The sequence below is a fragment of the Nocardia sp. NPDC004260 genome (assembly GCF_053603155.1).
Window position 1 is genome coordinate 37,227 of sequence record NZ_JBSGEZ010000057.1, and the last position, 12,102, is coordinate 49,328.

A 12,102-nucleotide genomic window follows, 5' to 3' on the forward strand; every position below is an offset into this window, starting at 1 on the left:
GCTCAGGCGGTGGCTTGCGAGCGGGAAAGCATGATCGTCGCGGCGGCCATGACGAGCACCGCACCTCCGGTGATGACCAGTCCCGCGGTGTCCGTCCGCAACCGCTCGTCCAGCACGGCGATGCCGATGAACGCGGCGGCCAGTGGCTCTACGACCGTGACGGCGGGCAAGGAGGCGGTCAGCGGTCCCGCGTGATAGGCGCGCTGCTGCAGGTAGACGCCGGTGACACCGGCCCCGATGAGTGCCCAGGTCTGCCAGCCGCTGAGCACATCCCCGAGACCGTGGTCGAACAGGTCGGTGACGTAGTCGGTGAGCGCGGCGGCGAGTCCGTAGAGGGCGCCGCTCGCGGCGCCGATCAGCAGTGCGCGCCACGCCGGGTCGCGCGCGGCGATGCCACCGGCGGTAGCGGCGGCGATCAGGCCGAGCAGGATGCCCAGGGGCACGAGCCATCCCGCAGCGGTGCATCGGTATTGCCCTCGGTGGGATTGCCGACGAGCAGGAAGCAGGCCAGCGCGGCGGTGAGTGCGAGCGCGGTCGCCCAGGTGCGCGGCGCCACGCGGCGGTCGTTGAGCCGGGCGGACATCGGTAGCGCGAACACCAGCGCGCTCACCAGGAGCGGCTGCACCAGCAGCACCGCGCCCAAGGTGAGCGCGACGACCTGCATGGCGTATCCGCCCGCGTCGCCGACGACGCCCGCCCACCAGCGCGGGGTGCGGATCAGCGAGCGGATCAGCGACGCGCCCTCCGGCACCGCGGCCGCCGCGTGTTGTTGCGCGACCGCGGCGATCGCGAACAGCAGCGCGGCGAGCAGGGCGCAGAGGACGGCGGCTGCCGCGTGAGTCGACACGTTCTAGTTTGCTCCGCGATTGCCCCACTTCGGTGACTGCTGCGCGCGTACGGCGCGTCGCCGTGTCCGGCCCGGCGTGTCGCCGGAGGCGGACCCTGCGGCGCGTCCGGAGAATCCGCCCGCCGCGCCGGAACGGCGGGTGGACGCACCCTCGCCCGAACCCGCACTGTGCCCGGCGGAGTTGCCGGTGGCGGGCTTCCCGGCGACTTTCGCCTGGCCGCGACGACGCCCCGGCGCGGTGACCGATTCGCCACCACGGCTCGGCACCGAGCCCGACCGGGACTGCTTCGCCGCACCGGCGCCGCGGCCACCGGCCTGAGCCGTCTCCGCACGCCGGTTCGCTTGACGCCGTGCGGGTTTCGTCGCCGGGGTGGTCGCGGGCGCGGCGGAAGCCTGGACCACCGGAGTTCCGGGCGGGCGGCGGGCGCCGGTGATCTCGACCAGTGTGCGGTCGCCGGGACGGACCGCGACTCCGTCCACCTCGACACCCGCCTTACGGGCCATCGACTCGACGTCGCGGCGCTCTTCGTCCATCACCAGCGTGACGACCACGCCGTCCTCACCCGCGCGGGCGGTGCGCCCGGCCCGGTGCAGATAGGCCTTCGGCTCCGGCGGCGGATCGACGTGCACGACGAGGGAGATCCCGTCGACGTGGATGCCGCGCGCGGCGACGTCGGTCGTGACCAGCACCGGCACCGAGCCGTCGGCGAACGCGGCGAGGGTTCGGGTGCGGTTGTTCTGCGCCTTGCCGCCGTGCAGCGCGCCCGCGGCGATGCCCGCCCCGCGCAGCTGTTTGGCGAGCCGGTCGGCGCCGTGCTTGGTACGGACGAACATGATGGTCAGCCCGTCGCGGGCGGCGATCTCGGTGGCGACCGCCCGCTTGGTCACCTTGTCGCCGACGTAGAGCAGGTGATGCGACATCGTGGTGACCGAGGCCGACGGCGGCGCGGTGGAATGCGTGACGGGGGAGCGCAGGTAACGCTTGACCAACTTGTCGACCTCGCCGTCCAGCGTGGCCGAGAACAGCAGGCGCTGACCGTCGCGCGGCGTGCGGTCGAGCAACTTGGTCACCTGCGGCAGGAATCCCATGTCGGCCATGTGGTCGGCCTCGTCGAGCGCGGTGATGGTCACGTCGGACAGATCGGCGGATCCCTGGGTGAGAAGGTCGGCGAGCCGTCCGGGCGTGGCGATGAGCAGGTCGACGCCGCGGGCGAGCCGGTCGGCTTGGCGTTTGATCGGAGCGCCGCCGACCACCGAGGCCACGCGAAGGCCGAGCGAAAGCGCCGGTTCGTCCAGCGCCCGCTCGATCTGGGCGGCCAGCTCGCGGGTCGGCACGAGAACCAGCCCGCGCGGGCGGCCCGGCTTGGCCGCCGCGCCCGCCAGCCGCGTGAGCATCGGCAGGCCGAAGGCCAAGGTCTTCCCGGAACCGGTCGGCCCGCGGCCGAGCACGTCCTTGCCTGCCAGAACGTCGGGGGTCGTGGCGGCCTGGATCGGGAACGGCGTCTCGATGCCGTCGCGTCGCAGTGCCTGGACGAGCACGGCGGGCAGGCCCAGACCCGCGAAGGTCACGGGGGGCGCCGCGGCGACGGTGGTCGAGGGGGTCACGAGGAGGGTGTGCCTTTCGTCGCACGGCGCGTTCCACGCGGAACGCGCTGTTCGGTGGGATGGAGAGCGGCGCGCGATGCGGTTCACCGCGCGGTGGCGCGGGCGATGACGCGCGCCGGGTGGAGCGAGAGGATGCGGCCGACCGGAGGCGGGCCGAAGGTCCAGGATACGTGCCAGGGAGTCAGCCGTGGAACAGCCGACTCAGTTCCACCAGCCAGGGTACGGCCACGGCCTGCGTCGGCACCACCAGGATGGCTGCCGAGCCGAGGTAGGCGGCCGTCGCGATGCGGAGGTCCCCGATCCGGCCGCTCAGCCGTTGGATGCGGATGAGCGTGGTGGGACCGCCCGCGGCGAGCGCGCCTTGCGGCGCGGTGGACTTCGCGCAGGCGACGAGGGCGCGGGCCAGCGGCTTCGGTCCGGTGACCTTGACCGCCGAGTCGTCCGCGAGTAACTCGATGAGCAGTTTCACCGAGCCGAGCGCGGCCTTGCTGCGCACCACCCGGGGGAACGCCTCGTGCACGGCCGTGAACGCCTCCAGCACGAGATCGTGCCTGGCCCGCAGGTGCGAACGCTCGTGGCTGACGATGGCGGTGACCTCGGCGTCGGCGAGATTGGTCAGGGTGCCTTCGCTGAGCACGACGCGCTGGCGCAGGCCGGGCAGGCAGTAGGCGATGGGCTCGGTGGCGGCCAGCACCCGGATGTCGGCCGCGCGCCGGTGCGGACCGCTCTGGTCCAGCAGGTCGACGAGCATGCGGTGGCGCGACCGCCGCCTGCGGGTGTGCACGCCCACCCGGATGATCGCGTAGATCAACCGGGCGCCGATCAGTAGGGTGAGCGCGAAGACCAACACGTACGCCAGCCACAGCGGCAGGCCGAGCGCGTCGATCTCCCTGGTCGGCGCGGTGGTCGGGCGGCCGTCGGGGCCGGGCACGAGCAGCTCGGCGGCGATGGCCAACCCGGAGCCGAACGCGCTGAGCACGGCGGCGAGCGCGATGGCCTGCCAGAGCACCAGCGCTGCTCGGGGCGTCCGGTAGGTCCAGGTCGCCCGGCTGAGCAAGGCCGGGGCAGGCCCCGCGAGAAGCAATGCCAGTCCGGCGAATACCGGCGCGGTTGCGTTCATCGACTCAGCTCACTGCGTTGTGGGGCCAGGGCGCCCGAGGAGTCTACTGCGGCGGGGGCGCCGAGTCCTCGGTTGCTTCGAGCTTAGCGAGTGCTTCGCGCAGAGCGGCAGCCTCGTCCTTGCCGACCTGTTCCACGAAGTGCACCAGGGCCGCGGCACGGCTGCCCGCCGCGTCGGCCTGTTGCAGGGCGTCGACCATCAGGCTGGCCACGAGTTCGTCGCGGGTGTGCACCGGCGCGTAGCGGTGCGCGCGGTCGTCGCGCCGCTGGACCACGAGGTTCTTCTTCGCGAGGCGTTGCAGCACGGTCATCACCGTGGTGTACGCGAGCTCACGGCGTGCGGCGAGCGCCTCGTGCACCTGCCGGACCGTTTGTGGTTCGTCGGCCGACCACAACTGGTCCATGACCGCTTTCTCGAGTTCACCAAGACCTGCCATTCCCTAATTTTAGGTACTCAACGACGAGGATGCGTACTACAGGGTGTCGTAACTATGGAATAGCTGGTGTGTCATTTCTCATACGGCGCGGTCTCGGGCGTTGTGGCAGCGGGTCCGCCCACCTTTCCGCGCACGTGCCTGGCGCCGATCGGCACGATCATCGGGCGGCCCGACACCGGGTCCTCCAGCACCCTGGCATCCAGGTCGAACACTTCGCGCAGCAGCTCGACCGACACCACCTCGCCGGGGGCGCCCGCGGCGACGACGCGTCCGTCGCGCATGACGATCAGCTGGTCGCTGTAGCGGATCGCGAGATTGAGATCGTGCAGCACCATCACGACGGTGCGGCCGAGATCGGCGTGCAACCGGTCCACCAGGTCGAGCACCTCGATGGAGTGCGCCAGGTCCAGATAGGTGGTCGGCTCGTCGAGCAGCAGGATGTCGGTGCCCTGGGCCAGCACCATCGAGATCCAGGCGCGCTGGCGCTGGCCGCCGGACAGCTCATCGAGCGGGCGGCAGGCGAGGTCGGCGCTCCCGGTTTGTTCCAGCGCGGTCGTCACCTCGGATTCGTCGGTTCCCGACCACTGCCGGAACCAGGACTGGTGCGGGTGGCGTCCACGGGCGACCAGATCGGCGACGGTGAGCCCTTCCGGGGCGACCGGCGACTGCGGCAGCATGCCGACGATGCGGGCGACGTCCTTGGTCTTCATCGTCGAAATAGCCTTGCCGTCCAACAACACTCGGCCTTCTCGCGGGCGCAGCAGGCGGCCGAGCGAACGCAGCAGGGTGGACTTCCCGCAACCGTTCGGCCCGATGACGGTCGTGACGACGCCGGGAGTGACGGTCAAGCTCAGCCCGTCGACGATCACCCGGTCGCCGTAGCCGAGAGTGACCGCCTCGGCGCCGAGCCGGTGTGCAGGAGCGCTCGCCCGCTCCGTGGCGTCAGAGGTGGTGATGTCCGCGATCGTCATGACAGCGTCGCCTTCCGGTTCATACGCACGAGCAGGTACAGCAGGAACGGCCCGCCGAATGCCGCGGTCACGACGCCGAGGGGTAGGTCGACCGGAAACGCCGTGCGGGACGCGACATCCGCGCCGACCACCAGGATGGCGCCGGTCACCGCGGCGCCGACCAGCGGCTCGCCCGGTGTGCGCAGCAGGCGTCGTGCGATCTGCGGCGCGGCGAGGGCGACGAAACCGACCGGCCCGACAGCGGCGGTGGCCACCGAGGCGGTCACCACCGCCGCTCCGATCAAGACGGCATGCTGGGTCTGGATGCGCACCCCGAGCGCACGCGTGGTGTCGGAGCCCAGACGCAGCGCGGCGAGCGTGCGGGCGGAGGCGAGCGCGACGAGCGCGGCGATTCCCGCGGCGATCGCCGCGGGACCCAGGCGCGCGTTGTCGGCCGCGTTGAGAGATCCGTTCAGCCACAACTGCACGCGCTGGGCATCCGCCAGGCTGGCGCGGGTGAGCAGCCAGCTGATCCCCGCGGTCAGCAGGGCGTTCACGCCCACGCCGATCAGCACCAGTCGCAGCCCGGTGGCGCCGTACGCGCCGGTGGCGTTGCGTCCCCAGGCGAGCAGGTAGATGGCGACGGCGGTGAGCAGCCCGCCCACCAGGGCCGCCACCGGCGCGCCGACCGAAGCGGCCAGGCCGGTGCTCGCGCCCCCGGTGCCGACCAGCACCGCGACCGCCCCCAGGCTCGCGCCCGAGGTGATGCCGAGCATGTCCGGCGCGGCCAGCGGGTTGTGCAGGATGGACTGGGTGACGGCGCCCGCCAGCCCGAGCGCGAGGCCGACCACGAGCGCGGTGAGCGCGCGCGGCAGCCGGGACTCCAGCACGATGAACCGCTGAGCCCTGGTGCCGCCGCCGGTCAGGACGTCCAGCACGCGCCCGAGCGGTAGATGGGACTCGCCCACCGCGACGTCCAGGCACAACAGTGCGAGCGCCAGCGCGATCAGGACCGCGACGATCAGGATCATCCGCGGTCGCAGCACCGTCGACACCGGCCCGACGCGCAGCGCGGGGCGGGCACTCGGGGTTCGTAGCGAGATTGTCACGGGTTCACCAGCTTTCGTCTGCGCACGAACGCGAGGAAAAACGGCACGCCGAGCAGGGCCACCACTACGCCGACCTCCAGTTCGCCGGGGCGAGCCACCACCCGGCCCGCCACATCGGCGATCAGCAGTAGCAACGCGCCGAGCAGCCCGGCATAGGGAATCAGCCAGCGATGGTCGGGCCCGGTGATCGTCCGCGCCAGATGCGGGACGACCAGGCCGAGGAAGGCGATCGGCCCGACCGCCGCCGTCGCCGCGCCCGCCAGCAGCACGACGGCCGCCAGGCCGAGCGCGCGGCTGCGGCCGACACGCACGCCGAGTCCACGCGCGACGTCGTCGCCGAGGCCGATCAGATTCAGTCCGGGCGCCGCCAGCACCGCCAGCAACATGCCCACGGCCAGGAACGGCAGTACCTGCCAGAACACCGCGGCGTCGCGGCCGGCGACGGCGCCGATCACCCAGAACCGGTAGGTGTCCAGCGCGGCGGCGTCGAACAGCACGACGGCGTTGGTCATGGCCTGCAGGAACGCGGTGACCGCCGCACCCGCGAGCACGAGGGTCAGCGGGCTCGCCTTGCCGCCGCCCACGGAAGAGGTCGCGAACACCGCCACCCCCGCGATCAGCGCACCGGCCATCGCGAACCAGATGTATTGCTCCGGCGCGGCGAAGGCGAACAGGTACACGCTCAACGCGGCGAGGAACGCCGCACCCGCGTTCAGTCCGAGCAACCCGGCGTCGGCCAGCGGATTGCGGGTGTAGCCCTGGACGAGCGCGCCCGCGATCCCCAACGCCGCCCCGCAGACCAGTGCCAACGCGGTGCGCGGCAGCCGCAGCCCCCGCACGATCTCTTCCTCGGTGGAACCGGCTGCGCAGGTGAAGGGTCCGCCGGGGCAGGTGAGCGCATGATCCACGGCGTCGTAGACGGTCCCCGGCGCGAGCGAGCGGGCGCCCACCGCCACGCCGGCCAGCACGGCGAGCAGCAGCAGGACGGTCGAGACGAGAAGTCCGGAAAGACGTCGCCGCCTCACGGTGGCAAGAGAAGTCACGGCGACGAGCTGCTCCTGAAATCAGCGATACGGTTGCTAAGTCTGGTAAGCCTAACCTATCTTCGCTGCGGGCGGGCATGGCCGAATGTCCGCCGCGCCGCGCGACGGAGCCGATCCCTGAGGAGGTTCGATGACCGAGCTCATCACCACGCCACATCGCTCGACGACGGCGTTCGGACGCGCCTGTGCCCGGCTGCGCGCGCTGCAACCGGAGCACCCGCGGGTCTATGCCGTCGCCGCGATCGCCGAGCAGGGCAAACGACGCTGGTGGCAGCTGGCGGACGGAGTGCGCGAAGGGCGCGTCGAACTCATGTACCGGCGGCATGCCGCGGAGATGATCAGTGCGGGCATCGCCGCGGAAGTGGTTGCCACGGCGCTGATCCACGCGATAGCCGGACGGGTGGTCGCGCTGCTCGTCGCGGAAGGGCGCGCCTGGGATCCCGGCTTGGAGAACCTCTGGATCCACACCGACAACGACGGCGGAATCGACTGGGCGGGCTTGTCGGACACCACGATTCGCGTGATCGACGGTGATCCGCTGGCGGGCGGACCCGGTGTGGTCGCCTTGCCATGCCCGGAGGCGATGTACGTCTGGCTCGCGCATCGCTGCGAGCCCGCGCTGACCGTCGTCCAGCGGAACCTGACTCGCTGCTCCGGTCTGAGCGCCGGGCGGTTCTGGTCCCTCGTCGGTGAATCCGTCGCGGGCGCTTCGACTTACGTGCCCGATCTGGCGCGGACCGATTCCGTCGCCGGCGCGCGTCGTGGCCAAGCCTTGTTGGCGGCGATGGCCGAGCGCGGGCTGCCCGTGCGGCGGTCGAGCTCTTGCTTAGTTAGGTAAGCCTGACCTATACTTAGGTCCGGCGTACGGATCGCGCGAGAGTCCCGAGGGCTGCGGCGACCCCCGATCCCGTGCCGCGGCGGGCTCCACTTCCGGTGGGGCCCGCCGCTCTGTGCCGACCGTCCCCAGCTGGGCACCGCCCTGGCCTGCGGATGAGGCCGCGGCGTTGCGCGCCGGGTGCTGTGCGACAGTGAATACATGACACAGCAGGAGACTCGCCAGGTCGGCTCGCTGGCGGACGTCACGCCCGAGCAGATGAACGCCTACAGCGAAGGCACCTTCGCCGACCTGATCGGCCTGCGCTACACCGAGCTGAGCCCCGACCGCGTGCGCGGCGAGTGGGTCGTGAAACCGCATCTCTACCAGCCCGCGGGCATCCAAAACGGCGGCGTGTACTGCACCGTCGTCGAGACGCTCGCCAGCGTCGCCGGCGGCGTCTGGTTCGGTGACCAGGGCACGGTCGTCGGCGTGAACAACAACACCGATTTCCTGCGGGCGGTGCGCGAGGGCACCCTGACGGGCGAGGCGACGCCGCTGCATCGGGGCAGGCTGCAGCAGCTGTGGCAGGTCGTCATCACCGATGAGCAGGGCCGCACCGTGGCGCGCGGTCAGGTGCGACTGCAGAATCTGCCGCATCGGTCCTGACCGCTCGACCGGCGACGGCGGAACGGGCGTGCCAGAATGTGCGTCACCCGTCACTGTGAACCGGTGAGGAGCCCGGATGCGACTGTCACCGCACGAGCAGGAGCGCCTGCTGCTCAGCTACGCCGCCGAGCTGGCCCGGCGCAGGCAGGCGCGCGGACTCAAGCTGAACCATCCCGAGGCGGTCGCGCTGATCACCGACCATGTGCTGGAAGGCGCGCGGGACGGGCGCACCGTCGCGGACCTGATGTCCTCGGGACGGACGGTCCTCACCCGCGACGACGTGATGGAAGGTGTGCCGGAGATGATCCCCGACGTCCAGGTCGAGGCGACCTTCCCGGACGGCACCAAGCTCGTCACCGTGCACCACCCGATCGGATAGGCGGGCGTATGCGGTTTGCGAGCGCCCCCGAGCCGGACCGAGGCCCGGCGTGATCCCCGGCGAATACCTTTGCGCCGAGGGCGTCATCGAACTGAACGTGGGCGCGCGGCGCCTCGAACTCGACGTGGTCAACACCGGCGACCGGCCGGTGCAGGTCGGCAGCCATGTGCATTTCCCGCAGGCGAACGCGGCGCTGGAGTTCGACCGCGCGGCCGCGCACGGCCACCGCCTCGACATCCCGGCCGGGACCGCGGTGCGCTTCGAGCCCGGTCTCGGGCAACGGGTACTGCTGGTGCCGCTGGGCGGCGCCCGCGAGGTGCACGGAATCAGCCCGACCCCACCGGGCCGTCTCGATGGCTAGTGCGTGTGCGGACCCGGAACGGGGCTGCGCGGTGTACGCGGGCTCAGGAGGTAGGACGCGATGAGTGAGCTGAGCCGGGCGCGGTACGCCGAACTGTTCGGACCGACGACGGGCGACCGGATTCGTCTGGCGGACACCGATCTGCTGATCGAGATCACCGAGGACCGCAGCGGGGGACCGGGGCGCGCGGGCGACGAAGCCGTGTTCGGCGGCGGCAAGGTCCTGCGCGAATCCATGGGCCAGTCCCGAGCGACGCGCGCCGAGGGCGCTCCCGACACCGTGATCACGGGCGTGGTGATCATCGATCATTGGGGAATCATCAAGGCGGACGTCGGTATTCGCGACGGACGGATCAGCGCGATCGGCAAGGCGGGCAACCCCGACACCATGACCGGGGTGCACCCGGACCTGGTCGTCGGGCCGTCCACCGAGGTGATCTCCGGCAACGGCCGCATCCTCACCGCGGGCGGGATCGACTGTCACGTGCATTTCATCTGCCCGCAGCTGTTGGAGGAGGCGCTCGGCGGCGGTATCACCACCCTCATCGGCGGGGGCACCGGCCCGGCCGAGGGCAGCAAGGCGACCACCGTGACGCCCGGCGCGTGGCATCTGGCGCGCATGCTGGAGGCCACCGACGGCTGGCCGGTGAACATCGTGCTGCTCGGCAAGGGTAACACCGTCAGCGCCGAGGCCCTGTGGGAGCAATTGCGCGCGGGCGCATCCGGTTTCAAGCTGCACGAGGACTGGGGCTCCACGCCCGCCGCGATCGATGCCTGCCTCACCGTGGCCGAGGCGGCCGGGGTGCAGGTGGCGCTGCACTCGGACACGTTGAACGAGGCGGGTTTCGTCGAGGACACCCTCGCGGCGATCGCGGGCCGCGGCATCCACGCCTACCACACCGAGGGCGCGGGCGGCGGACACGCGCCCGACATCATCACCGTCGCCGCCCATCCCAACGTGCTGCCCAGCTCCACCAACCCGACTCGCCCGCACACGATCAACACCCTCGACGAGCACTTGGACATGCTCATGGTGTGCCACCACCTGAGCGCGTCGATCCCGGAGGATCTGGCCTTCGCCGAAAGCCGCATCCGCCCCTCCACCATCGCGGCCGAGGACCTGCTGCACGACCTCGGCGCCATCTCGATGATCGGCAGCGATTCGCAGGCCATGGGCCGCATCGGGGAGGTGGTGCTGCGCACCTGGCAGACCGCGCACGTGATGAAGCGCCGCCGCGGCGCGCTGCCGGGCGACGGCGCCGCCGACAACGCCCGGGTCCAGCGCTACGTCGCGAAATACACCATCTGCCCGGCCGTCGCGCATGGCCTGGACCACGAGATCGGGTCGGTCGAAGTGGGCAAGCTCGCCGATCTGGTGCTGTGGGAGCCCGCGTTCTTCGGTGTCCGCCCGCATGCCGTCCTCAAGGGCGGCGCGATCGCCTGGGCCGCGATGGGCGACGCCAACGCCTCCATCCCCACGCCGCAGCCGGTGCTGCCGCGCCCCATGTTCGGCGCCGCACCGGCGGCCGCCGCCGCGACCTCACTGCATTTCGTCTCCGAGCAGGCGATCGAGGACGGCCTCGCCGACCGGTTGCGGGTCCGGCGCAGACTGGTTCCGGTCCGCGACGTCCGTGGCGTGCGGAAGACCGATCTGCCGAACAACGACGCCATGCCGCGCATCGAAGTCGAGCCGGACACTTTCACCGTCCGCATCGACGGCGAGGTCTGGCGCGAACAACCCGCCACCGAATTGCCCATGGCCCAGCGCTATTTCCTGTTCTGACCGGCGCGGGTACGGGTCGGCGGGTTCGACCGATGGGTCAGTCCTCGCCGGGCTTGCCGAACTCCTCGATCAGCACGGGATACTGCTCCCCACCGTGTCCCGCGGCGATCGAGCGGTCGGCCATCGCCTTGATCAACTTCGGCAGTTCGGCGTTGATGCCGACCGCTTCGCTCTCCTCGATCAGATGCGCCATCGCCCGCGCGTCGGTTTCCAGGGCCGATACTTCGGCAGGGAAGGAGTTGGCGTCGATCAGCTCGGCATAGGCCCAGGGCCTGCTGGAACGGAACGCGGCGCGAACGGTTACCGCGAGTACGACGAGAGTGCCGTGCTGCGGGTGACGCAGAGCCGGCACTTGCTCGCCGCAGGCCTGTCCCCGGGCGTATAGTCCGCTGGATCTGGAGCAAGGGAGGGACGCATGCCTCGACCGGGCGAGCGTAAGGCGGCGCGTCGGGTGCTGACGGGTGTTGTCGGCGCGGGGACGTTTCTGGCTGCGATGTTCGTGACCTCCGCGGCCGCGCCGCTGCCGTCCGACGGCGGTGTCACGGTCGCCTTGAACGACTACTGCCAGGATCCCGGTGCGGTGGGCCGCCTCGCCGACGGCCGGACCGTCTACTGCACGCAGGTACAGAACACTGACGCGTCCGTGTGGTCCTTCAGCCGGAATCCGATCCCGCGCGACCCCAATACGCGCGGCTACACGTGCGACGGCGATGCCTGCCACTGGCCCGACGGCACCGCCGTCCCCAACTATCAGCGATGCGGTGTTCTCTGCGGCGAGCCGCCCACCAATGGCGACGTGCAGAGCGGACTCTACGACTGCCTCCGAAGCGGAGCCGATTTCGAGGAGTGCGAACGCCGGATCCGATGAGGGGCGTAGGAACGGGTCCGAGAACTAGGTGCAATGCCGCTCACATAAGGGTTTGACCTGGTCGTCAAATTTGCGAACCGGTCGGTGGGTGAGGCGGAGTCGGTTGTGTCGCTTCAGTT

13 protein-coding genes and 1 pseudogene are annotated in these 12,102 nt (G+C 71.1%); 6 read left to right on the forward strand and 8 right to left on the reverse strand.

Annotation, left to right across the window (positions count from 1 at the left end):
* Nucleotides 1-2: 2 nt before the first annotated feature.
* The 7 genes and pseudogenes from ACWEO7_RS27820 to ACWEO7_RS27850 form a co-directional block, all read right to left on the reverse strand.
* Nucleotides 3-847: pseudogene (locus ACWEO7_RS27820) on the reverse strand (DMT family transporter).
* 3 nt (nt 848-850) lie between these two features.
* Nucleotides 851-2,452, reverse strand: a complete 1,602-nt coding sequence (locus ACWEO7_RS27825; protein WP_452427477.1) for a DEAD/DEAH box helicase — start codon at nt 2,450-2,452, stop codon at nt 851-853.
* Nucleotides 2,453-2,633: 181 nt separating this feature from the next.
* Entirely contained in the window at nt 2,634-3,572 is a 939-nt protein-coding gene (locus ACWEO7_RS27830) for a M56 family metallopeptidase (RefSeq protein ID WP_450024650.1), read from the reverse strand.
* A 43-nt stretch (nt 3,573-3,615) separates the two neighbouring features.
* Nucleotides 3,616-4,008, reverse strand: a complete 393-nt coding sequence (locus ACWEO7_RS27835) for a BlaI/MecI/CopY family transcriptional regulator (protein WP_039797864.1) — start codon at nt 4,006-4,008, stop codon at nt 3,616-3,618.
* A gap of 71 nt (nt 4,009-4,079) precedes the next feature.
* On the reverse strand, nt 4,080-4,979 hold the full coding sequence (locus ACWEO7_RS27840) for an ABC transporter ATP-binding protein (RefSeq protein WP_452427479.1): 900 nt from the start codon (nt 4,977-4,979) through the stop codon (nt 4,080-4,082).
* Complete coding sequence (locus tag ACWEO7_RS27845) at nt 4,976-6,067, reverse strand: FecCD family ABC transporter permease (RefSeq protein WP_452427481.1); 1,092 nt, start codon at nt 6,065-6,067, stop codon at nt 4,976-4,978. Before ACWEO7_RS27845 ends, ACWEO7_RS27840 begins: the two co-directional genes overlap by 4 nt.
* Nucleotides 6,064-7,092: a FecCD family ABC transporter permease gene (locus tag ACWEO7_RS27850; RefSeq protein WP_452427483.1), complete on the reverse strand. Its 1,029-nt coding sequence runs from the start codon at nt 7,090-7,092 to the stop codon at nt 6,064-6,066. Before ACWEO7_RS27850 ends, ACWEO7_RS27845 begins: the two co-directional genes overlap by 4 nt.
* 148 nt (nt 7,093-7,240) lie before the next feature.
* Between ACWEO7_RS27850 and ACWEO7_RS27855 the strand changes: the two genes are divergently transcribed.
* The 5 genes from ACWEO7_RS27855 (at nt 7,241) to ACWEO7_RS27875 (ending at nt 11,115) form a co-directional block, all read left to right on the forward strand.
* Nucleotides 7,241-7,948 carry a hypothetical protein gene (locus ACWEO7_RS27855; RefSeq protein WP_452427485.1) on the forward strand — a complete coding sequence of 236 codons (708 nt, stop codon included), beginning with the start codon at nt 7,241-7,243 and terminating at the stop codon, nt 7,946-7,948.
* 255 nt (nt 7,949-8,203) lie between these two features.
* A complete protein-coding gene (locus ACWEO7_RS27860) occupies nt 8,204-8,593 on the forward strand; it encodes a PaaI family thioesterase (protein ID WP_450024665.1) in 390 nt (129 codons plus the stop codon).
* Nucleotides 8,594-8,669: 76 nt separating this feature from the next.
* Nucleotides 8,670-8,972, forward strand: a complete 303-nt coding sequence (locus tag ACWEO7_RS27865; RefSeq protein ID WP_039797870.1) for an urease subunit gamma — start codon at nt 8,670-8,672, stop codon at nt 8,970-8,972.
* Between the two features lie 49 nt (nt 8,973-9,021).
* Entirely contained in the window at nt 9,022-9,333 is a 312-nt protein-coding gene (locus tag ACWEO7_RS27870) for an urease subunit beta (RefSeq protein ID WP_452427487.1), read from the forward strand.
* Between the two features lie 60 nt (nt 9,334-9,393).
* Entirely contained in the window at nt 9,394-11,115 is a 1,722-nt protein-coding gene (locus ACWEO7_RS27875; RefSeq protein WP_452427489.1) for an urease subunit alpha, read from the forward strand.
* Nucleotides 11,116-11,152: 37 nt separating this feature from the next.
* Here the strand turns inward: ACWEO7_RS27875 and ACWEO7_RS27880 are convergent, their stop codons facing one another.
* Nucleotides 11,153-11,467: an imine reductase family protein gene (locus ACWEO7_RS27880; RefSeq protein ID WP_452427491.1), complete on the reverse strand. Its 315-nt coding sequence runs from the start codon at nt 11,465-11,467 to the stop codon at nt 11,153-11,155.
* Nucleotides 11,468-11,530: 63 nt separating this feature from the next.
* Between ACWEO7_RS27880 and ACWEO7_RS27885 the strand changes: the two genes are divergently transcribed.
* Complete coding sequence (locus tag ACWEO7_RS27885) at nt 11,531-11,983, forward strand: hypothetical protein (RefSeq protein ID WP_452427493.1); 453 nt, start codon at nt 11,531-11,533, stop codon at nt 11,981-11,983.
* The last annotated feature ends 119 nt before the right edge of the window (nt 11,984-12,102 follow it).